This is a genomic window from Nocardioides sp. (assembly GCF_035429765.1).
Classification (GTDB): Bacteria; Actinomycetota; Actinomycetes; order Propionibacteriales; family Nocardioidaceae; genus Nocardioides.
In genome coordinates this window covers 1-20,164 of sequence record NZ_DAOMFK010000023.1, presented here as the reverse complement: position 1 = coordinate 20,164, position 20,164 = coordinate 1, and the positions used below count along the sequence as shown (strand labels likewise).

Genomic DNA, 20,164 nt, shown 5'->3' with positions numbered 1-20,164 from the left:
GTGCGTGCGGACGTGCCCGAGCTGCTGCGCCTGGTGCGCGAGCTGGCGACGTACGAGAAGGAGCCCGACGCCGTCGAGGCCACCGAGGCGGGCTACCAGGCGATCCTCTTCCCCGCCGAGGGAGAGCCGGCCGGGTTCTGCGAGGTCGCCGAGGTCGACGGGCGGCTGGTCGCGATGGCGTTCTGGTACGTCACCTTCTCCACCTGGAGCGGGCACCGCGGCCTGTGGCTGGAGGACTTCTTCGTCGAGCCCGGGCACCGCGGGGCCGGGATCGGGCACGCGCTGCTCAGCAGGCTCGCCCGGCTGTGCGTGCTGCGGGGCTACCGGCGGCTGGAGTGGTGGGTGCTGGACTGGAACCGCAGCGCCATCGACTTCTACGAGGCGCGCGGGGCCCGCGGGATGGACGAGTGGACCCACTTCCGCCTCGACGGCGCCGAGCTCGCCGCGCTGGGCGCGGCACCGTGAACCCACCCGAGCGGGACCGGTTGACGGCCGGGCGATGATGGAGGGCGTGGACGAGGACGCGGCGCCTCCCGGCGTCCAGGTGATCTGGCCCCGCGAGGTGCCGCTCGGCGGGCCGCGGGCGATGCGGGTGCGCCGCACGCTCCCGGCCCGGGAGCGCTCGCTGGTGGGGGCGTGGTGCTTCGTGGACCACTACGGGCCCGACGACGTCGCGGACACCGGGGGGATGAGCGTGGCGCCCCACCCCCACATCGGGCTCCAGACGGTCAGCTGGCTGTTCACCGGAGAGGTCGAGCACCGGGACAGTGCCGGACACCACGCGCTGGTCCGGCCCGGCGAGGTCAACCTGATGACGGCGGGACGAGGGATCAGCCACTCCGAGGTGTCCACCCCGGGCACCCGGGTGCTGCACGGCGCCCAGCTGTGGATGGCGCTGCCCGAGGCAGCCCGGCACTCGGCGCCGTCCTTCGCCCACCACGTGCCGACGCCGCGGACCGGGCCGGGCTGGACCCTGCGGCTCCTCCTCGGCTCCCTGCTGGGCGAGACCTCGCCGGTGCCCACGTTCAGCCCGCTGGTCGGTGCGGAGATCCTGCTCGACCCCGGTGCCCGGCTGGAGCTGCCCGTGGACCCCGCCTACGAGCTGGCGGTCCTCGTCGACCGGGGCGTGGTGGGGGTGGCCGGGCAGGAGGTCAAGGAGCACTGCCTGGGCGTCCTCCCGCCCGGTCGTGACCGCCTCGTGCTCACGGCGTACGACGCGGGGGCGCGGCTGCTGCTCCTCGGCGGGACGCCGTTCGAGGAGGAGATCGTCATGTGGTGGAACTTCGTGGGACGCAGCCACGAGGAGATCGTGGCCTCCCGCGAGGAGTGGCAGCGGCAGATCACCCGGGACGGCAGCGTGGTGGGCGACTCCCAGGAGCTGGCCGACGGCCGGTTCGGCGTGGTCGTGGGCGACCACCTGCCACCGATCCCGGCGCCGGTGCTGCCGCACGTGCGGCTGAGGCCCCGGCGGTGAGCGAGGCCCACCGGTTCTCCGCCGAGCTGTGGGAGGCCGGCGCCGCCGACGCCTGGGTGTTCCTCACCCTCCCCCCGGACGTGAGCGAGGAGATCCGGGAGGTTCCCCGGCCGCCCAGGGGGTTCGGCTCGGTGCGGGTCGAGGTCACCGTCGGCGGCACCACCTGGCGCACCTCGGTGTTCCCGGACGCCCGCTCGGGGTGCTACGTGCTCCCCGTGAAGCGGGCGGTCCGTCAGGCCGAGGACCTCGAGGTCGGGGACACCGCGCAGGTCGGGCTGGTGCTGGTGTGAGCGAGGTGGTCGTCGGCGCCGACGGGCTGGCCCGCTGCCCGTGGGGCGCGGCGCCGGAGCTCTACGTCACCTACCACGACACCGAGTGGGGGGTGCCGGTGCACGGGGAGAGCGCCTACCTCGAGCGTCTGGTGCTCGAGGGCTTCCAAGCCGGGCTCTCGTGGCGGACCATCCTGAGCAAGCGCCCCGCCTTCCGCCGGGCCTTCGCCGGGTTCGAGGCCGACGTCGTCGCGGCGTACGACGAGGGCGACGTGGCACGGCTGCTGGACGACGCTGGCATCGTCCGGCACCGGGCCAAGATCCTCGCCGCCGTCTCCAACGCCCGGGCCACGGTGGCGCTGCGCGCGGACGGCGGGCTTGAGCAGCTGGTGCTCGGCTTCCGCCCCGAGCGCCCCGCCCGCCCGCAGCGCAGCGGCGACATCCCGGCCGCGACCCCGGAGTCGGCGGCGCTGTCCACGGCGCTGAAGAGGCGCGGCTTCGCGTTCGTCGGACCCACCACGATGTACGCCCTGATGCAGGCGGTCGGCCTCGTCGACGACCACCTCCCGGGTTGTCACCGACGCGGCTGTGCGGGTGGCTAGCCTTGCGCCATGACCCGCGTGCACGCGTTCGCTGACGACGCCCTCGGTGAGCTCGACACGGTCGGGCTGGTGGCCGCCCTGGCGGCCCGGAAGGTCTCGGTGGTCGAGGTGGTCGAGGCCGCCATCGCCCGGGTCGAACGCGTCAACCCGGCACTCAACGCCGTGGCGTACGCCGCCTTCGACCGCGCCCGCGCCGAGGCCCGGGACCCGCACGGCGGCTTCTTCGCCGGCGTGCCGACGTTCGTCAAGGACAACGTCGACGTGGCCGGGATGCCCACCCAGCACGGCACCGACGCGTTCGACAGCCCGCGGAAGCAGGAGAACGGGGACTTCGCCCGGATGTACCTCGCGACCGGGCTGCTGCCGCTGGGCAAGACCCAGCTCTCGGAGTTCGGGTTCAGCGCCTCCGCCGAGCACCCGCGGCTGGGCCCGGTCCGCAACCCGTGGCACGTCGAGCACACCGCGGGTGCCTCGTCCTCGGGCTCGGCCGCCCTGGTGGCCGCCGGGGCCGTCCCGGTGGCGCACGCCAACGACGGAGGCGGGTCGATCCGGATCCCGGCCGCCGTCAACGGGCTCGTCGGGCTGAAGCCGACCCGGGGCCGGCTTCCCCAGGACAAGCTGGGCAGGCAGCTGCCGGTGAAGATCGTCGCGGACGGGGTGGTCACCCGCTCGGTGCGCGACACCGCGGCGTTCCTGCGCGAGGCCGAGAGGGTCTACCGGAGCCTGCGGCTGCCGCCGGTCGGCGACCTCACCCGGCCGACCCGGTCGCGCCTCAAGGTGGCGGTGCTGACCCAGTCGGTCACCGGCTCGACCACCCCCGAGGTGGTGGAGCAGACCCACAAGACCGCAGCCCTGCTCGAGGGTCTCGGGCACCACGTGGAACCGGTCGACTCCCCGGTTCCGCCGTCCTTCGTCGAGGACTTCACGCTCTACTGGTCGATGCTCTCGCTGCTGCTGCTGCGCACCGGCCGGGTCACCTTCGGGCCGACCTGGGACCTCAGCCGGGTGGACAACCTCTCGCGGGGCCTGGCCAGGCACTGCGCCACCCACGCGCACCGGCTCCCCGGCGCGATCCGTCGGCTGCGGCGTACCAGCGCCGACTCCGAGCGGTTCTACGCGACCTGGGACGTCCTGCTCAGCCCCACCCTGGCGGCGGCCACCCCTCGGCTCGGGCACCTCGACCCGACCAACGACTTCGACACGGTGATGGGCCGGCTGACCGAGTGGGTGTCGTTCACGCCGTACCAGAACGCCACCGGGGACCCGGCCATCTCGCTCCCGCTCGCCCGCAGCGCCGACGGGCTGCCGATGGGGATGATGCTGGCGGCCGGTGCCGGCCAGGAGGCCACCCTGCTCGAGCTGGCCTACGCGCTCGAGGAGGCCCAGCCGTGGGCGAGGATCCAGGACGCGTGAGCCCTGCAGGACCTCATACGGAGAGAGCTGACGTCTGCTCCGCCCGGATGACGGTGCGCCGATCCCCGATTTCATCCCCGCTCTCGGGCGTGTGTATCCTTGCTCGTCGCTTGCCCCTTTAGCTCAGTCGGCAGAGCGTCTCCATGGTAAGGAGAAGGTCTACGGTTCGATTCCGTAAAGGGGCTCTGGGTCAGGATCTCGTCGTCCGCGACGGGGAGCTGGCCAGGCGGCGGGGTAGCTCAGGTGGTTAGAGCACACGGCTCATAATCGTGGTGTCGCGGGTTCGAGTCCCGCCCCCGCTACTGCGCACACCGCACCACCCGCACCACCTAGCGAAGGACACTCCCGTGGCCAGCAAGACCTCCGACGTCCGTCCCAAGATCACCCTTGCCTGCACCGAGTGCAAGGAGCGCAACTACATCACCAAGAAGAACCGGCGCAACGACCCGGACCGGATGGAGCTCTCCAAGTTCTGCCCGCGCTGCCGCAAGCACACGCCGCACCGCGAGACCCGCTGACACCCGCGCGACCGACGTCCGCCGAAGGGCGGCCACCCCACCGGGGTGGCCGCCCTTCGCGCCTGTGGTGACCTGACGCGGCTGCCGCCCGCGCGGCAGAATCACCCCGTGGACACGGTTGCGACCGCGGTGCGGGTCACCGGACGGGTGCAGGGAGTCAGCTTCCGGTGGTACTGCTGCGACCAGGCGCAGCGGCTCGGAGTGACGGGGTGGGTGCTCAACGAGCCCGACACCTCGGTGTCGGGCCACTTCGAAGGCTCCCCGGAGGCGGTGCAGGCCCTGGTGGCGTGGTGCCGCCGCGGCCCCTCCGGGGCCCGGGTGCGCGACGTGCTCACCCGCCCCGCGGCACCGACCGGAGCCACCTCCTTCCAGATCCGGTACTGATCCCCGGCCGGATACGGTGGTCCCCATGTCGATCGACCAGTCGCTGGTGGGCCAGGAGTTCCCGCCCACTGCACCGCTGCCGGTCCCGGTGGAGAGGATCCGGGAGTTCGCCTCCGCCATCGGCGCGGAGTACGCCGGAGGCCCGGCGCCCGCGACGTTCCCCACCGTGCTCGCGATCGCGGCCATGAACACCTTCCTGGCCGCCACCGGGCTCGACCTGTCCCGGGTCGTCCACGGGGACCAGAAGTTCACCTACGCCCGTCCGGTGCTGCCCGGCGACGTGCTCACGGCCTCGCTCACCGTCGCCTCGCTGCGCCAGATCGGCGGCAACGACATCATCGGCACCCGCAGCGACGTCACCGACGCCGCCGGCCGGCTGGTCTGCACCGCCACGGCCACCCTCGTCCACCGGGGGGGCGAGGCATGACCCCGGGGCAGCGGCTGGAGCCGCAGGTCTTCGCCGTGCGGCGGGTCGACCTCGTCCGGTACGCCGGCGCCAGCGGTGACTTCAACCCGATCCACTGGTCGGACCGGGTTGCCACCGAGGTCGGACTCCCCGGGGTGATCGCCCACGGCATGTACACCATGGCGCTGACCGGGCGGGCCGTGGCCCGCTGGACCGGCGACGCCGAGATCGTCGAGCTGGGCTGCAAGTTCACCCACCCCGTCGTGGTGCCCGACGACGACCGGGGCGCCGAGGTCGTGGTGGCCGGCACGGTCAAGGAGGTGGCCGGCGGTCTGGCCACCCTCACCATGGAGGTCACCTGCGGCGGGCAGAAGGTGCTCGGGATGCCGCGAGCGGTGGTGCGGGTCGGGGGCGCAGGCGAGACCGGTGGCTGAGCTGCTGGGTGACCACACCACGCTGCGGCTCGGCGGACCGGCGCAGACCTGGGTCGAGGCCGACTCCGAGCGGATGCTGGTCGAGGCCGTCGGTGCGGCCGACGCGGCCGGCATACCCCTGCTCGTGCTTGCCGGCGGCAGCAACGTCGTGGTCGGCGACGAGGGCTTCGCCGGCACGGTCGTGCACGTGGCCACCCGGGGGGTGGTCGCCGACCGTGACGACTGCGACACCCTCGCGGCCTGCGGGGGGGTCACCCTGCGGGTGGCCGCGGGGGAGCCGTGGGACGACCTGGTGGCACAGGCCGTGGCCTCCGAGTGGGCCGGGCTGGAAGCACTCTCCGGGATCCCGGGATCGGTGGGGGCGACACCGATCCAGAACGTCGGCGCCTACGGCCAGGAGGTCGCCGACACCGTCGCGTCGGTGCGTACCTGGGACCGCCGCGCCCGCACCCAACGCACCTTCCCCCTCGCCGAGTGCGGCTTCGGCTACCGGCACAGCCGCTTCAAGGCGGAGCCGGACCGCTACGTGGTCCTCGAGGTCACCTTCCTGCTCCGGCAGGGCACGCTGTCGGCGCCGGTGCGCTACGCGGAGCTGGCTCGCGCCCTGGGGGTGGAGCTCGGCCAGCGGGCGCCGATCGCCGACGTACGCGAGGCGGTGCTCGCCCTGCGCCGGGGCAAGGGCATGGTGCTCGACGCCGAGGACCACGACACCTGGAGCGCGGGCTCGTTCTTCACCAACCCCGTCCTGACGGCCGAGCAGGCCGCGCGACTGCCCGAAGCCGCGCCGCGCTGGCCGCTGGCCGACGGGACGGTCAAGACCAGCGCCGCCTGGCTGATCGAGCACGCCGGCTTCACCAAGGGGTACGGCGCCGGCCCTGTGGGCCTGTCCACCAAGCACACCCTGGCCCTCACCAACCGCGGTGGCGCCACCGCCGCCGAGCTCCTCGCCCTGGCCCGGGAGGTGCGCGACGGGGTGGCCCGCGAGTTCGGCGTACGCCTGGTCAACGAGCCGGTGCTCCTCGGCTGCTCCCTGTGACCTGGCCGGTGGTGGCCTCGTTGGTGTGGCTGCTGGTTTCCCCGCTGCGGACCCTTCCGGGGAAACCAGCGCTTCGCACGGGTTGCCTCCCCCGACAAGTGACAGGTACCCGTCCCAGGTCGGACGACCGGCCTGGAGCGGTACGCCGCACCGCGCCCGCCTCCTGCGTGACGGGTCAGGAGTAGGAGCTGCCCGAGGAGCCGGTCACCACGACCAGCCCGAGGAAAGCGACCAGGGCCAGTACGCCGAGCACCAGCAGCACGGTGCCGATGATGCCGGTGACGTAGCCGACCATCGCCTTGTCCCGGCCGCCGAGCGTGCCGCCGGAGGCGTCGATCTCACGCTTGACCCGCGCGCCCAACACCCACGCGAACGGGCACAGGAAGATGGTGATCCCGCAGACGAAGGTGCCGACCAGGCCGACCAGGCCCAGCACCATCGCCGTGTTGGCGTTCGGGTGGTCGGGTGCGGCCGGGAGCGCGTAGCCGGGCGGCACGGGTGCGCCGTACGCCGGCTGCCCGCTCGGCTCACCGTACGGCGGCTGCCCGTACGGCGGCTGGGGACCCGGCTGCCCGTACCCCGGCTGCCCGTACGGCGGCTGCCCGTACGGCGGCTGCCCGTACCCCGGCTGCCCGGTCGGGGCGCCGTATCCCGGCTGAGCGGGCGGCTGCCCGTACGGCGGCTGCCCGTACCCGGGGTCCGGGGCGGTCGGGTACGGCCGGGTCACGTCGGGCCCGGGGGCGGGCTCCTCGGCCGGGTTGGTCGGCTCCTGTGGTGTGCTCACGGCCCCATCGTCCCATCCGGAGCGGTGAGCCAGGCGTCGATCTCGGCGGACCATGCCGCGACCCGGTCCGCGGGGGCACGGGAGGCCCGCAACGACATCCGCGCCAGCTCGGCGAGCTGGCCGTCGGTGAGGTCGTGCGCGGCGCGCATGGTGGCGTACTGGCCGGCCAGCCGCGAGCCGAACAGCAGCGGGTCGTCGGCGCCCAGCGCCACCGTGGCCCCGGCCGCGAGGAGCTGCGGCAGCGGCACCGAGGTCAGGTCGGAGTAGACGCCGAGCGCCACGTTCGAGACCGGGCAGACCTCGAGGGCGACCCCCGCCTCGACGATCCGGTCCAGCAGCCGGGGGTCCTCGACGGACCGTACGCCGTGCCCCAGCCGGTCGGCGTGCAGGTCGTCGAGGCAGGAGCGCACGCTTGCGGGCCCGAGCAGCTCCCCGCCGTGCGGGACCAGCCAGAGCCCGGCCCGCTCGGCGATCGCGAAGGCGCGGCCGAACTCCGCGGTCCGCCCCCGTCGCTCGTCGTTGGACAGGCCGAAGCCGACGACCCCCCGGCCGGCGTACTGGGCGGCCAGCCGGGCCAGCGTCCGGGCATCGAGGGGGTGCCGGGTGCGGTTGGCCGCGATCACCACGGCCATCTCGAGGCCCGTGCGCGCCGTGGCGTCCCGCACGCAGTCCAGGACCAGGTCGGTGAACGCCGTGATGCCGCCGAACCGGGCGGCGTAGCCGCTGGGGTCGACCTGGATCTCCAGCCACCGGCCGCCGTCGCGGACGTCGTCCTCGGCCGCCTCCCGGACCAGGCGACGGACGTCGTCCTCGGTGCGCAGCACCGAGCGGGCGACGTCGTAGAGCCGCTGGAAGCGGAACCAGCCCTTCTCGTCGACGGCGGAGAGGCGTGGCGGCCACTGCGAGACCAGCGGGTCGGGCAGCGCGATGCCGTCCCGCTCGGCGAGCTCCAGCAGCGTCTCGTGCCGCATGCTGCCGGTGAAGTGCAGGTGCAGGTGGGCCTTGGGGAGCGCCCGCAGGTCACGCACCCTCAGACGGGCCTGGAGCCGAAGAGCTTCTGCAGCCGGGTCACTCCCTCGACCAGGTCTGAGTCCCCGAGCGCGTAGGAGAGCCGGAGGTAGCCGGGCGACCCGAAGGCCTCGCCGGGGACCACCGCCACCTCGGCTCGGTCCAGGATGTACTCGGCCAGCTCCGCGGAGGTGTCGACCAGCCGGCCGTCGTACTCGCGGCCCAGGAGGCCCTTCACCGACGGGTAGGCGTAGAAGGCCCCCCGCGGCATCGGGCAGAACACCCCGTCGATGGCGCTGAGCATCTCCACGATGGTGCGCCGGCGCCGGTCGAAGGCCACCTTCATCTGCGCCACCGCACCGAGGTCGCCGGACACGGCCGCCAGCGCCGCCCGCTGGGCGACGTTGGAGACGTTGGAGGTGGCGTGGGACTGCAGGTTGGTCGCGGCCTTGACCAGGTCCTCCGGCCCGATCATCCAGCCGACCCGCCAGCCGGTCATCGCGTAGGTCTTGGCGACACCGTTGACCACCACGGTGTACGGCGCGAGCGCGGGGCACAGCACCGGCATCGAGCCGGTCTCGACGCCGTCGTAGACCAGGTGCTCGTAGATCTCGTCGGTGAGCACCCACAGCCCGTGCTCCTCCGCCCACCCGCCGATCTGGCGGATCTCGTCCGCGGTGTACACCGACCCGGTGGGGTTGCAGGGGGACACGAACAGCAGCACCTTGGTCCGGTCGGTGCGAGCCGCCTCGAGCTGCGCCACGGTGACCTTGTAGTCCTGGGTCTCGTCGGCCAGGACCGGCACGCTGACCCCGCCGGCCAGACCGATCGCCTCGGGGTAGGTGGTCCAGTACGGCGCGGGCACGAGGACCTCGTCACCCGGGTCCAGCATCGTGGCGAACGCGGCGTAGATGGCCTGCTTGCCGCCGTTGGTGACGAGCACCTGGTTCGCGGTCACGGCGTACCCGCTGTCGCGCAGCGTCTTGTCCGCGATCGCCTGCTTGAGCTCGGGCAGCCCTCCCGCGGGGGTGTAGCGGTGGTTGCGGGGGTCCCGGCAGGCCTCGACGGCTGCCTCGACGATGTAGTCGGGCGTGGGGAAGTCCGGCTCACCGGCGCCGAAGCCGATCACCGGGCGACCCTCGGCCTTGAGGGCCTTGGCCTTGGCGTCGACCTTCAGTGTCGCGGACTCGGCGATGGCGCCGATCCGGCCGGACACGCGTCGGTCGCGCGCGGAGCTCGGTCGGTAGGCGGGCTGGTGGTCGCTCATGGCGATCATCGTAGGGGCCTGGGGACCCGACGCGTTTGGACGAGCCGTCGGCCTTGCCCGTACACTCGACGACTGGTGGTTCTCCACATGGTTCGCCCTGCCCGCGGGGGGACGGCGGAGGACTCGGAGGGCACTAGCTCAACTGGCAGAGCATCGGTCTCCAAAACCGAAGGTTGGGGGTTCAAGTCCCTCGTGCCCTGCAAGGACGACTGACCAAGGACCGAAAGGCGGCACACGTGTCGGACAGGAGCGCAGTGCGTGGCTCGGGCAGGAACCAGCCGCGCACCAGTCCGGCGACGTTCTACCGCCAGGTCGTGGCCGAGCTGCGCAAGGTCGTGTGGCCCACGCGCGAGCAGCTGGGGACCTACTTCGTGGTGGTCATGGCCTTCGTGCTGGTGATGATGACGTTCGTCTCCGCACTGGACCTGGCCTTCGGGAAGTTCGTCTTCTGGCTCTTCGGCGGCAACGCGTCGTAGCCGGTCCCGGGTCCGGAAACCCGCGGACAACTTCAGGCAGTACCCCAGGCAGTTCCTCTCGAGTGACGGAGCAACACGTGTCGGAGCAGTACGACCCCGCGCCGGTCCAGCCAGAGCTGGACGAGGCGGTGGAGGGCGAGTCGACCGGGGCAGAGACCCCGGACGCCGAGGCCACCCCGGAGACCCCGGACGCCGAGGCCACCCCGGAGACCCCGGACGCGGAGGCCGAGACCCCGGACGCGGAGGCCCAGACCCCGGACGCGGAGGCCCAGACCCCGGAGCGCGAGGCGGCCGCCGAGGCCGAGGAGCAGGCCGCGACGGAGGAGGAGGCCGCGGAGCCGCCGGCCGCCGCAGACCCCCTGGAGGCCTTCCGCCGGGAGCTGTGGGCCAAGCCCGGCGACTGGTTCGTGGTGCACACCTACTCCGGCATGGAGAACCGGGTGAAGGCCAACCTCGAGAACCGCATCCACTCGCTGAACATGGAGGACTACATCCACGAGATCGTGGTCCCCACCGAGGAGGTCGCGGAGATCAAGAACGGGCAGCGCAAGCTGGTCAAGCGCACCGTGCTGCCCGGCTACGTGCTGGTGCGGATGGAGCTGACCGACGAGTCCTGGGCCGCCGTCCGCCACACCCCGTCCGTCACCGGCTTCGTCGGGCACAGCCACCAGCCCGTGCCGCTGTCGATGGCGGAGGTCGAGAGCATGCTGGCACCGGCCGTGGTCGCCGCCGCCGAGGCCGAGGCCGTCGCCGCCGGCGCCGCGCCGTCGGCGGGTGCGGCCAAGAAGCCCATCGAGGTCGCCGACTTCGGCGTGTCGGACTCGGTGATGGTCGTGGACGGTCCGTTCGCCACGCTGCACGCGACGATCACCGAGATCAACGCCGAGTCCCAGAGGGTGAAGGCCCTCGTCGAGATCTTCGGCCGGGAGACCCCGGTCGAGCTGAGCTTCAGCCAGATCCAGAAGGTCTGAGCTCACCCACCGCAGAACAGAAGGACCCTAGGAATGCCTCCCAAGAAGAAGATCGCGGCACTCGTCAAGGTGCAGCTCCAGGCAGGGGCGGCCACCCCTGCGCCGCCGGTCGGCACCGCGCTCGGCCCGCACGGCGTGAACATCATGGACTTCTGCAAGGCCTACAACGCGCAGACCGAGTCGATGCGCGGGAACGTGATCCCGGTCGAGATCACGATCTACGAGGACCGCACGTTCACGTTCATCACCAAGACGCCACCGGCCGCGGAGCTGATCAAGAAGGCCGCCGGGCTCGCGAAGGGCTCGAGCGTCCCGCACAAGGACAAGGTCGGCAAGCTGACCAAGGACCAGGTGCGCGAGATCGCCCAGACCAAGATGCCCGACCTCAACGCCAATGACGTCGAGGCCGCCATGAAGATCGTCGAGGGCACCGCCCGCTCCATGGGCGTCACCGTCGACTGACCCCTCCGGGGCAACCGCCCCGGGCCGACACACCGTGGCAGGGCCGCGCTGGCCCGCACCGACCACACCCTGGAAGAAGGAAGAACCAGTCATGCAGCGCAGCAAGAGCTACCGATCGGCCGCCGCGTCGTTCGACCGCAACGAGGTGCACGCCCCGCTGGCGGCGATCCGCATCGCGAAGTCCGCGAGCACCAAGAAGTTCGACGAGACCGTCGACGTGGTGATGCGGCTCGGTGTCGACCCCCGCAAGGCCGACCAGATGGTGCGCGGCACCGTCAACCTCCCGCACGGCACCGGCAAGACCGCCAAGGTCCTGGTCTTCGCCGCCGCCGAGAAGGCCGAGGCGGCGCGTGAGGCCGGCGCGGACGTCGTCGGCGGCGACGAGCTGATCGAGAAGGTGGCCGGCGGCTGGCTGGACTTCGACGCGGTCGTCGCCACCCCGGACATGATGGGCAAGGTCGGCCGGCTCGGCCGGGTGCTCGGCCCTCGTGGCCTGATGCCGAACCCGAAGACCGGCACCGTCACCCCCGACGTCGCCAAGGCGGTCACCGACATCAAGGGCGGCAAGATCGAGTTCCGGGTGGACCGGCACGCGAACCTGCACTTCATCATCGGGAAGGTGTCCTTCGACGAGGTCAAGCTCGCGGAGAACTACGCCGCGGCGCTCGAGGAGGTGCTGCGGCTCAAGCCCGCCAGCTCCAAGGGCCGCTACGTCAAGAAGGTCACCGTCTCGACCACGATGGGCCCGGGGGTCCAGGTGGACCCGAACCGCACCCGCAACGTGGCCTCGGAGGACGACGTCCCCGCCTGACCGCTCACTCCACGAACATCCGCTCGTCGATGAGCTTCTCGGCCACCCGCTGGCCGTCCTCCTCGTAGCGGCTCTGGTCGAAGCGCTTGCGGAACTCCAGGTCGACGCCGTCGCGGCCGTTGCGGTTCTTCTCCACCGAGATGACCGCCCAGTCCTTGTAGCGCTCGGCCTGGCCCGCGTCGAAGACCAGGTGGTGGCGGGCGATCACGTCGTACTTGTGGGCCAGCACCAGCAGCACGTCGGCCTCGTAGGCGAGTGCGGTCGACCCCCGCAGGTGCTGGGCGCGCAGCCGTTTGCCGGTCTCCAGCCCCTCCTTGTCCGCGGCGACGATCGAGAGCACCGGGACCTTCGCGTCCAGGGACAGGTCCTTGAGCTGCTCGACGACCACGGTGACCCGCTCGTCCTCGACGTCGGAGCCGCCGTCCACCTTCACCTTCTGCAGGTAGTCGATGACCACCATCGGGGCCTCCCCGGTCTGCCGCCAGACCTGCTCGACGGCGTTCGTGATCACCGTCAGCGAGGTGGTGTTGCCGCTGGAGTTGTGGACGTGGAGCCGGTCGGAGTAGTCCATGATCCGCTCCAGCGCAGGGATCGCGCCGCGGACGTAGGCCATCCGCTCGGCCAGCCCGCCCAGACCGTTGTCGACACCCTCGAAGGCCTGCCGGACCCGGACCAGGTTGGCCGCCTGGGGGTCGTTCTGCTCGCCGATCTCCAGGGCCAGCACCCGCTCGAGGATCGACTGGGCGTCGTGCTCGTAGCAGAAGTAGAGGACCTGCCGCCCCGAGCGGGCCGCGTTGCGGGCCATCTGCACCGCGAGCGTGGTCTTCCCCAGCCCCTGGGCGCCGGTGAGCAGGATCAGGTTGCCGCCGCGCAGGCCTCCGCTGAGCACGTCGTCGAGCGCGCTGAACCCGGTGGGCCACATGCGGGCCGGACCGGTCTCCGCCCGCAGCCTGGCATCCACCTCGTTCAGCACGCTGTTCAGCGAGCTCACGTCGAGATCCACGCCTGGTATTCCAACATGACTGGACCACCCCCCGGGGCCGAACGCCGGAAACCGCCGGCAGCAACCGGTCGGGGGCCCCCGCGGATTTGGGGTACGCCGACGCCCCGGCGTACAGTCCACCCGAAACCACAGACCGCCGGTTGTCGTGCTGCCCGCAGTGCGACCGAAGGCTCCGCGGAGGCGGACGGCCGGCGCAGGTGACAGAGCACGGAACGCACCTCGCCCCAGGCGTGGGTGCCACCTCCTCGCCCTGGGCCTGCGCCCGGGGCGTTCGTCTTCTCCGGGGTCCGGTGGTCGTCAGAAGTCCGGAAGGAGACCACATGGCGCGGCCAGAGAAGGCAGCCGCCGTCGCGGAGATCGTTGAGTCGTTCAACGGGTCCGCCGGGGCTGTGCTGACCGAGTACCGCGGTCTCACCGTGAAGCAGCTGCAGGAACTGCGGCGCTCCCTCGGCGAGAACGCCACCTACGCCGTGGTCAAGAACACGCTCACCAAGATCGCTGCCAGGGAGGCGGGTGTCGACGGGGTCGACGACCTGCTGAACGGGCCGACCGCCATCGCCTTCATCAACGGCGACGTGGTCGAGGCGGCCAAGGGCCTGCGTGACTTTGCCAAGGCACACCCCGCCCTCGTGATCAAGGGCGGTTATCTGGACGGCAAGGCTCTGGACGCGCAGGAGGTCGCCAAGCTGGCCGACCTCGAGTCGCGCGAGGTGCTGCTGGGCAAGCTCGCGGGCGCCATGCTCGCGTCGCTGTCCCAGGCCGTCTACCTGCTCAACGCCCCGCTCTCGCAGGTCGCCCGGCTCGCCGGCGCCCTGGAGGCGAAGCGTGCCGACGCAGGGGAGGACAACTCCGAGTCCCTCGCAGGTGGTGCCGGTACGCCGGCCCCGGAGGCCGCCGCCCCGGCGGAGGCCGCTGCCGAGGACGAAGCACCCACCACCTGAGAAACCCCGGCCCGCCCAGCCGGGCCGCACAACGGAAGGAACCGCCACCATGGCGAAGCTCACCACCGACGAGCTGCTCGACGCGTTCAAGGAGATGACCCTCATTGAGCTGAGCGAGTTCGTCAAGCAGTTCGAGGAGACCTTCGGGGTCACCGCCGCCGCCCCCGTCGCGATGGCTGCCGCTCCGGCCGCCGGCGGTGCCGCGCCCGCCGAGGAGGCCGTCGAGCAGGACTCGTTCGACGTGATCCTCGAGGCCGCCGGCGACAAGAAGATCAACGTGATCAAGGAGGTGCGCGCCCTGACCTCCCTCGGCCTGAAGGAGGCCAAGGACCTGGTCGAGGCCGCCCCCAAGGCCGTGCTCGAGGGTGTCGCCAAGGACGCCGCCGAGAAGGCCAAGGAGACCCTCGAGGGCGCCGGCGCCACCGTCACCCTCAAGTGACCCTCGCCGGCGGCCGCCGCTGACGGCCCCGGCACCGCTCGCGCGGCCACCCCCAGCCGGGGGTGGCCGCTCGTGCCATGTCCGGGCCCGGGCTCGCGGGCTAGCATGCCCGGCATGACCGACACCGTGACCGAGACCGACGCCGCCCGCACCTACCGCCTCGACCGGGCGCACGTCTTCCACTCCTGGTCCGCCCAAGCCCGCTTCGCGCCGATGGTGGTCACCCGCGCGGAGGGCTCCCGGGTCTGGGACGGCGACGGGCGGGAGTACCTCGACTTCAGCTCGCAGCTGGTGTTCACCAACATCGGCCACCAGCACCCGAAGGTGGTGGCCGCGGTGCAGCGGCAGGCGGCGCAGCTGTGCACGATCGCGCCCGGGACCGCAGTCGCCCCCCGCTCCGAGGCCGCCCGGCTGGTCGCCGAGCTGGCCCCCGAGGGTATGGACAAGGTGTTCTTCACCAACGGCGGGGCCGACGCGAACGAGCACGCGATCCGGATGGCCCGGCTGCACACCGGGCGGGTGAAGGTCCTCTCGACCTACCGGTCCTACCACGGCGGCACCCACCTGGCGGTGAACGTGACCGGCGACCCGCGACGCTGGGCCAGCGACCACGGGAGCGCGGGCACGGTGCACTTCTTCGGCCCCTTCCTCTACCGCAGCCCGTTCCACGCCACCACGGAGGCGGAGGAGTGCCAGCGGGCGCTGGAGCACCTCGAGCAGGTCATCGCGCTCGAGGGGCCGGACACCATCGCGGCGATCATCCTCGAGAGCATCCCGGGCACCGCCGGCATCATGCCGCCGCCCCCGGGCTACCTCGCCGGGGTCCGCGAGCTCGCGAGCCGCCACGGCATCGTGTACATCGCCGACGAGGTGATGACGGGGTTCGGGCGGACCGGCACCTGGTGGGGTCTCGAGCACGGCGACGTGGTCCCCGACCTGATCACCTTCGCCAAGGGCGTCAACTCCGGGTACGTCCCGCTGGGCGGAGTGGTCCTCAACGGGCCGATCGCCGCGACCTTCGACGACCGGGTCTACCCCGGAGGCCTCACCTACTCCGGTCACCCGCTCGCCTGCGCAGCCGCGGTGGCCACCATCGAGACGATGCACGAGGAGCGGATCGTCGAGAACGCCGCCCGGCTCGGTCGCGAGGTCCTCGGGCCCGTGCTGGCCGAGCTGGCCCGGACCCACCCGTCGGTCGGTGAGGTCCGCGGCACGGGGGTCTTCTGGGCGGTCGAGCTGGTGCGTGACCGGGCCAGCCGCGAGCCGCTGGCGCCGTACGGCGGGACGTCGGAGGTGATGAACGCGACCGTGGCCGCCTGCAAGGCCGAGGGGCTGCTGCCGTTCGTCAACTACAACCGGATCCACGTGGTCCCGCCGCTCACCATCAGCGACCAGGACGCCCGTCGCGGGCTGGAGATCCTCGACCACGCGCTGACCGTCGCCGACGCGGCCACCACCGGCTGAACCCGCTGCCTCCCGGCCGGGTCGCTTGACCTCGGGCGGATCGGCGTCCATGATCGTGCGAAGCGCCCGGCGAGGGCGCCGGTCCACGACCGGCGCGACCACGCCCCGGGTTTGTGGCGCGTGCCCACTTAGGCTATCCTCGGTCCTTGCGCCTGCTCTCAAATGCCCTCCGGCCTGTCCGGCGGCCCGGGGGTGGTGGGCGGCGCCTCCCCCAGAGCGACCCTCGAAGGACACCTCTTGGCCGCGCGCAGCACCTCTGGCAACCCGCACCGCATCTCGTTCGCGAAGATCACCGAACCCCTCGAGCTCCCCCAGCTCCTCTCGCTCCAGACCGACAGCTTCGACTGGCTGGTCGGCAACGAGGCCTGGCAGGCCTCGGTCGAGCGCCGCCTCGCCGCTGGGGAGGACGTCTCGCGCAAGTCCGGTCTGCAGGAGATCTTCGAGGAGATCTCCCCGATCGAGGACTTCTCCGAGACGATGTCGCTGTCGTTCGAGAACCCGGTCTTCTACGACCCGAAGTACACCGTCGACGAGTGCAAGGAGAAGGACTTCACCTACTCCGCGCCCCTCTACGTCTCCGCCGAGTTCACCAACAACGACACCGGTGAGATCAAGGGCCAGACGGTCTTCATGGGCGACTTCCCGCTGATGACCCCCAAGGGCACCTTCATCATCAACGGCACCGAGCGCGTCGTGGTCTCGCAGCTGGTGCGGTCCCCGGGCGTGTACTTCGAGCGCACCGCTGACAAGACCTCCGACAAGGACATCTTCACCACCAAGCTGATCCCCTCCCGGGGCGCCTGGCTGGAGTTCGAGATCGACAAGCGCGACATGGTCGGTGTCCGGCTCGACCGCAAGCGCAAGCAGAACGTCACCGTCCTGCTCAAGGCCCTCGGCTGGACCAACGACCAGATCCGCGAGGAGTTCGGGCAGTACGAGTCGATGATGCTGACCCTGGAGAAGGACCACACCCAGGGCCAGGACGACGCGCTGCTCGACATCTACCGCAAGCTGCGCCCGGGCGAGCCGCCCACCCGCGAGGCGGCCCAGACGCTGCTGAACAACTACTACTTCAACCCCAAGCGCTACGACCTGGCCAAGGTGGGGCGCTACAAGATCAACAAGAAGCTGGGCCTGGTCGAGGCCTTCGACCAGCAGACCCTGACCGTCGACGACATCGTGGCGGCGATCCGCTACATCGTGGCGCTGCACGACGGCCAGACCCAGCTCGAGACCGCCCAGGGCACCCTCGAGATCTCTCCCGACGACATCGACCACTTCGGCAACCGCCGCATGCGGACGGTCGGCGAGCTGATCCAGAACCAGCTGCGCACCGGCCTGGCCCGCATGGAACGTGTCGTCCGGGAGCGGATGACCACCCAGGACGTCGAGGCGATCACCCCGCAGTCCCTGATCAACATCCGGCCCGTGGTGGCGGCGCTGAAGGAGTTCTTCGGCACCTCCCAGCTGAGCCAGTTCATGGACCAGACCAACCCGATCGCGGGGCTGACCCACAAGCGCCGGCTGTCGGCGCTGGGCCCCGGCGGCCTGTCCCGGGACCGGGCCGGCATGGAGGTCCGTGACGTCCACCCCTCGCACTACGGCCGGATGTGCCCGATCGAGACCCCTGAAGGCCCCAACATCGGGCTGATCGGGTCGCTGGCCTCCTACGGCCGGATCAACCCCTTCGGCTTCGTCGAGACCCCCTACCGCAAGGTGGAGAACGGCCGGGTCACCGACCAGGTCGACTACCTCACCGCCGACGACGAGGACCGCTACGTCATCGCCCAGGCCAACGCGCCGCTGGACGCGCAGAACACCTTCGTCGAGGAGCGGGTGCTGGTTCGCCAGCGTCACGGCGAGGTCGACGCGGTCCCCGCGGCCGAGGTGGACTACATGGACGTCTCCCCGCGCCAGATGGTGTCGGTGGCGACCGCCCTCATCCCCTTCCTCGAGCACGACGACGCCAACCGGGCGCTGATGGGTGCGAACATGCAGCGCCAGGCGGTGCCGCTGATCAAGAGCGACTCGCCGCTGGTCGGCACCGGCATCGAGTTCCGCGCCGCGGTCGACGCCGGCGACGTGGTGGTGGCCGACAAGCCGGGCGCGGTGACACGCGTCTCGGCCGACGTCATCGAGGCGATGAACGACGACGGCACCTACACGACGTACAAGCTGGCGAAGTTCAAGCGCTCCAACCAGGGAACCTGCATCAACCAGCGACCGCTGGTCAGCGAGGGCGACCGGCTGGAGGTCGGGTCGCCGATCGCCGACGGCCCGTGCACCGACGACGCCGAGATGGCGCTGGGCACCAACCTGCTGGTGGCGTTCATGCCCTGGCAGGGCCACAACTACGAGGACGCGATCATCCTCTCCCAGCGCCTGGTGCAGGAGGACGTCCTCACCTCGATCCACATCGAGGAGCACGAGGTCGACGCCCGCGACACCAAGCTCGGCCCCGAGGAGATCACCCGCGACATCCCGAACGTCGGCGACGACCTGCTCGCCGACCTCGACGAGCGCGGCATCATCCGGGTCGGCGCGGAGGTCACCACCGGAGACATCCTGGTCGGCAAGGTCACCCCGAAGGGCGAGACCGAGCTCACCCCGGAGGAGCGGCTGCTGCGGGCGATCTTCGGCGAGAAGGCGCGCGAGGTGCGCGACACCTCCATGAAGGTGCCGCACGGCGAGTCCGGCACGGTGATCGGGGTGCGTGAGTTCAACCGCGAGGACGGCGACGAGCTCCCGCCCGGCGTCAACCAGCTGGTCCGGGTCTACGTCGCCCAGAAGCGCAAGATCTCGGTCGGCGACAAGCTCGCCGGACGGCACGGCAACAAGGGTGTCATCGCCAAGATCCTGCCGATCGAGGACATGCCGTTCATGGAGGACGGCACCCCGGTCGACGTGGTGCTCAACCCGCTGGGCGTGCCCCGCCGGATGAACATCGGCCAGATCCTGGAGCTCCACCTCGGCTGGCTGGCCAACCAGGGGTGGGACATCGACCTGCACGCCGACGACGGTCCGACGGACTGGAAGCAGCGGCTGATCGACATCCACGCCGAGCGGGCCGAGCCGCGCACCAAGGTCGCGACCCCGGTGTTCGACGGTGCCCGCGAGGACGAGATCACCGGGCTGCTCGGCTCGACGCTGCCCAACCGCGACGGCGTCCGGATGATCGGCGAGGGCGGCAAGGCGACCCTCTTCGACGGTCGCTCCGGCGAGCCGTTCCCCGAGCCGGTGTCGGTGGGCTACATGTACATCCTCAAGCTGCACCACCTGGTCGACGACAAGATCCACGCCCGTTCGACCGGGCCGTACTCGATGATCACCCAGCAGCCCCTGGGCGGGAAGGCCCAGTTCGGCGGCCAGCGGTTCGGCGAGATGGAGGTCTGGGCGATGGAGGCGTACGGCGCGGCCTACGCCCTCCAGGAGCTGCTCACCATCAAGTCCGACGACGTGCCGGGCAGGGTGAAGGTCTACGAGGCGATCGTGAAGGGCGAGAACATCCCGGACTCCGGCATCCCCGAGTCCTTCAAGGTCCTCGTCAAGGAGATGCAGTCGCTCTGCCTCAACGTGGAGGTGCTGTCCCAGGACGGCACGGCCATCGAGATGAAGGACGCCGAGGAGGACGTCTTCCGGGCGGCCGAGGAGCTCGGCATCGACCTGTCACGGCGCGAGCCCAGCTCGGTCGAAGAAGTGTGAGGCAGCTCCGGCGGGCCGGTTCGCCGTACGGCCCGGCCGGCCCCGCCGGAGCCCTCATTCCCTGACGTGAACCCCCTGAGACACAGAACCGAAGGATTGCAGCCATCGTGCTCGACGTGAACTTCTTCGACCAGCTTCGGATCGGCCTGGCCACCGCGGAGGACATCCGCACGTGGAGCCACGGCGAGGTCAAGAAGCCGGAGACCATCAACTACCGCACCCTCAAGCCCGAGCGTGACGGGCTCTTCTGCGAGAAGATCTTCGGCCCCACCCGGGACTGGGAGTGCTACTGCGGCAAGT

Annotated in this window: 22 protein-coding genes, 3 tRNA genes and 1 pseudogene; 22 read left to right on the top strand and 4 right to left on the bottom strand. The window is 71.4% G+C overall.

What is annotated here, in order from left to right; genetic code table 11:
- The 12 genes from PLP61_RS04310 to PLP61_RS04255 form a co-directional block, all read left to right on the top strand.
- On the top strand, positions 1-465 hold a 465-nt coding region (locus PLP61_RS04310; protein ID WP_324500705.1), incomplete at its 5' end, for a GNAT family N-acetyltransferase.
- A 37-nt stretch (positions 466-502) separates the two neighbouring features.
- Entirely contained in the window at positions 503-1,474 is a 972-nt protein-coding gene (locus PLP61_RS04305) for a pirin family protein (protein WP_502888944.1), read from the top strand.
- Complete coding sequence (locus PLP61_RS04300; RefSeq protein WP_324500701.1) at positions 1,471-1,764, top strand: DUF1905 domain-containing protein; 294 nt, start codon at positions 1,471-1,473, stop codon at positions 1,762-1,764. Before PLP61_RS04305 ends, PLP61_RS04300 begins: the two co-directional genes overlap by 4 nt.
- Positions 1,761-2,345: a DNA-3-methyladenine glycosylase I gene (locus PLP61_RS04295; protein WP_324500699.1), complete on the top strand. Its 585-nt coding sequence runs from the start codon at positions 1,761-1,763 to the stop codon at positions 2,343-2,345. Before PLP61_RS04300 ends, PLP61_RS04295 begins: the two co-directional genes overlap by 4 nt.
- 9 nt (positions 2,346-2,354) lie before the next feature.
- Positions 2,355-3,758, top strand: a complete 1,404-nt coding sequence (locus PLP61_RS04290; protein WP_324500698.1) for an amidase — start codon at positions 2,355-2,357, stop codon at positions 3,756-3,758.
- Positions 3,759-3,870: 112 nt separating this feature from the next.
- A tRNA-Thr gene (locus tag PLP61_RS04285) sits at positions 3,871-3,943 on the top strand.
- 43 nt (positions 3,944-3,986) lie between these two features.
- Positions 3,987-4,060 (top strand) — tRNA-Met (locus PLP61_RS04280).
- 45 nt (positions 4,061-4,105) lie between these two features.
- Positions 4,106-4,276: a 50S ribosomal protein L33 gene (rpmG, locus tag PLP61_RS04275; protein WP_324500696.1), complete on the top strand. Its 171-nt coding sequence runs from the start codon at positions 4,106-4,108 to the stop codon at positions 4,274-4,276.
- Positions 4,277-4,384: 108 nt separating this feature from the next.
- The gene (locus PLP61_RS04270; RefSeq protein ID WP_324500694.1) at positions 4,385-4,660 is read left to right on the top strand and encodes an acylphosphatase; all 276 of its coding nucleotides are present in this window, start codon (positions 4,385-4,387) and stop codon (positions 4,658-4,660) included.
- A 25-nt stretch (positions 4,661-4,685) separates the two neighbouring features.
- Positions 4,686-5,087, top strand: a complete 402-nt coding sequence (locus PLP61_RS04265; protein WP_324500692.1) for an FAS1-like dehydratase domain-containing protein — start codon at positions 4,686-4,688, stop codon at positions 5,085-5,087.
- The gene (locus PLP61_RS04260) at positions 5,084-5,500 is read left to right on the top strand and encodes a MaoC/PaaZ C-terminal domain-containing protein (protein WP_324500690.1); all 417 of its coding nucleotides are present in this window, start codon (positions 5,084-5,086) and stop codon (positions 5,498-5,500) included. The genes PLP61_RS04265 and PLP61_RS04260 overlap by 4 nt, the downstream gene beginning before the upstream one ends.
- Positions 5,493-6,536: a UDP-N-acetylmuramate dehydrogenase gene (locus PLP61_RS04255; protein ID WP_324500688.1), complete on the top strand. Its 1,044-nt coding sequence runs from the start codon at positions 5,493-5,495 to the stop codon at positions 6,534-6,536. The genes PLP61_RS04260 and PLP61_RS04255 overlap by 8 nt, the downstream gene beginning before the upstream one ends.
- Positions 6,537-6,711: 175 nt before the next feature.
- On the opposite strand, the gene PLP61_RS04250 is transcribed toward PLP61_RS04255, so the two are convergent.
- Genes PLP61_RS04250 through PLP61_RS04240 form a run of 3 tightly spaced genes read right to left on the bottom strand, consistent with a single transcriptional unit; the run spans position 6,712 to position 9,595 of the window.
- Complete coding sequence (locus PLP61_RS04250) at positions 6,712-7,320, bottom strand: DUF4190 domain-containing protein (protein WP_324500686.1); 609 nt, start codon at positions 7,318-7,320, stop codon at positions 6,712-6,714.
- Positions 7,317-8,354: an adenosine deaminase gene (locus PLP61_RS04245; RefSeq protein WP_502888942.1), complete on the bottom strand. Its 1,038-nt coding sequence runs from the start codon at positions 8,352-8,354 to the stop codon at positions 7,317-7,319. The genes PLP61_RS04250 and PLP61_RS04245 overlap by 4 nt, the downstream gene beginning before the upstream one ends.
- Positions 8,351-9,595, bottom strand: a complete 1,245-nt coding sequence (locus tag PLP61_RS04240) for a pyridoxal phosphate-dependent aminotransferase (RefSeq protein WP_324500682.1) — start codon at positions 9,593-9,595, stop codon at positions 8,351-8,353. Before PLP61_RS04240 ends, PLP61_RS04245 begins: the two co-directional genes overlap by 4 nt.
- Positions 9,596-9,722: 127 nt before the next feature.
- On the opposite strand from PLP61_RS04240, the gene PLP61_RS04235 reads away from it, so the two are divergent.
- The 5 genes from PLP61_RS04235 to rplA all read left to right on the top strand — a co-directional run bounded on the left by PLP61_RS04235 (position 9,723) and on the right by rplA (position 12,315).
- Positions 9,723-9,795 (top strand) — tRNA-Trp (locus tag PLP61_RS04235).
- Positions 9,796-9,831: 36 nt separating this feature from the next.
- The gene (gene secE, locus PLP61_RS04230; protein WP_324500680.1) at positions 9,832-10,071 is read left to right on the top strand and encodes a preprotein translocase subunit SecE; all 240 of its coding nucleotides are present in this window, start codon (positions 9,832-9,834) and stop codon (positions 10,069-10,071) included.
- A gap of 62 nt (positions 10,072-10,133) precedes the next feature.
- On the top strand, positions 10,134-11,042 hold the full coding sequence (nusG, locus tag PLP61_RS04225) for a transcription termination/antitermination protein NusG (protein WP_324500678.1): 909 nt from the start codon (positions 10,134-10,136) through the stop codon (positions 11,040-11,042).
- A 33-nt stretch (positions 11,043-11,075) separates the two neighbouring features.
- Positions 11,076-11,504, top strand: coding sequence for a 50S ribosomal protein L11 (gene rplK / locus PLP61_RS04220; RefSeq protein ID WP_324500676.1), 429 nt, complete (start codon positions 11,076-11,078; stop codon positions 11,502-11,504).
- 91 nt (positions 11,505-11,595) lie between these two features.
- Positions 11,596-12,315 (top strand): 50S ribosomal protein L1, encoded by a 720-nt coding sequence (rplA, locus tag PLP61_RS04215; protein ID WP_324500674.1) that lies wholly within the window; start codon positions 11,596-11,598, stop codon positions 12,313-12,315.
- A gap of 4 nt (positions 12,316-12,319) precedes the next feature.
- On the opposite strand, the gene PLP61_RS04210 is transcribed toward rplA, so the two are convergent.
- Complete coding sequence (locus PLP61_RS04210) at positions 12,320-13,318, bottom strand: DnaB-like helicase C-terminal domain-containing protein (protein WP_324500672.1); 999 nt, start codon at positions 13,316-13,318, stop codon at positions 12,320-12,322.
- 320 nt (positions 13,319-13,638) lie between these two features.
- Here PLP61_RS04210 and rplJ point away from each other — a divergent pair, with 320 nt between their 5' ends.
- The 5 genes and pseudogenes from rplJ to PLP61_RS04185 form a co-directional block, all read left to right on the top strand.
- Positions 13,639-14,259 (top strand): 50S ribosomal protein L10, encoded by a 621-nt coding sequence (rplJ, locus tag PLP61_RS04205; RefSeq protein WP_324500670.1) that lies wholly within the window; start codon positions 13,639-13,641, stop codon positions 14,257-14,259.
- A gap of 49 nt (positions 14,260-14,308) precedes the next feature.
- Complete coding sequence (rplL, locus tag PLP61_RS04200; RefSeq protein WP_324500668.1) at positions 14,309-14,698, top strand: 50S ribosomal protein L7/L12; 390 nt, start codon at positions 14,309-14,311, stop codon at positions 14,696-14,698.
- A 114-nt stretch (positions 14,699-14,812) separates the two neighbouring features.
- Entirely contained in the window at positions 14,813-16,162 is a 1,350-nt protein-coding gene (locus tag PLP61_RS04195) for an aspartate aminotransferase family protein (RefSeq protein ID WP_324500666.1), read from the top strand.
- 237 nt (positions 16,163-16,399) lie between these two features.
- Positions 16,400-19,864 (top strand): DNA-directed RNA polymerase subunit beta, encoded by a 3,465-nt coding sequence (gene rpoB / locus PLP61_RS04190; protein ID WP_324500664.1) that lies wholly within the window; start codon positions 16,400-16,402, stop codon positions 19,862-19,864.
- 107 nt (positions 19,865-19,971) lie between these two features.
- Positions 19,972-20,164, top strand: a pseudogene (locus tag PLP61_RS04185) (DNA-directed RNA polymerase subunit beta); the annotation flags it as partial.

What these genes read in the sequence shown, in the direction of transcription:
- PLP61_RS04290 (WP_324500698.1), top strand. Translation starts at nt 2,355, where the DNA reads ATGACCCGCGTGCACGCGTTCGCTGACGACGCCCTCGGTGAGCTCGAC.
- PLP61_RS04195 (WP_324500666.1), top strand. Translation starts at nt 14,813, where the DNA reads ATGACCGACACCGTGACCGAGACCGACGCCGCCCGCACCTACCGCCTC.
- PLP61_RS04305 (WP_502888944.1), top strand. Translation starts at nt 503, where the DNA reads ATGGAGGGCGTGGACGAGGACGCGGCGCCTCCCGGCGTCCAGGTGATC.
- rplL (WP_324500668.1), top strand. Translation starts at nt 14,309, where the DNA reads ATGGCGAAGCTCACCACCGACGAGCTGCTCGACGCGTTCAAGGAGATG.
- PLP61_RS04260 (WP_324500690.1), top strand. Translation starts at nt 5,084, where the DNA reads ATGACCCCGGGGCAGCGGCTGGAGCCGCAGGTCTTCGCCGTGCGGCGG.
- rplJ (WP_324500670.1), top strand. Translation starts at nt 13,639, where the DNA reads ATGGCGCGGCCAGAGAAGGCAGCCGCCGTCGCGGAGATCGTTGAGTCG.
- PLP61_RS04265 (WP_324500692.1), top strand. Translation starts at nt 4,686, where the DNA reads ATGTCGATCGACCAGTCGCTGGTGGGCCAGGAGTTCCCGCCCACTGCA.
- rplA (WP_324500674.1), top strand. Translation starts at nt 11,596, where the DNA reads ATGCAGCGCAGCAAGAGCTACCGATCGGCCGCCGCGTCGTTCGACCGC.
- PLP61_RS04240 (WP_324500682.1), bottom strand. Translation starts at nt 9,595, where the DNA reads ATGAGCGACCACCAGCCCGCCTACCGACCGAGCTCCGCGCGCGACCGA.
- rplK (WP_324500676.1), top strand. Translation starts at nt 11,076, where the DNA reads ATGCCTCCCAAGAAGAAGATCGCGGCACTCGTCAAGGTGCAGCTCCAG.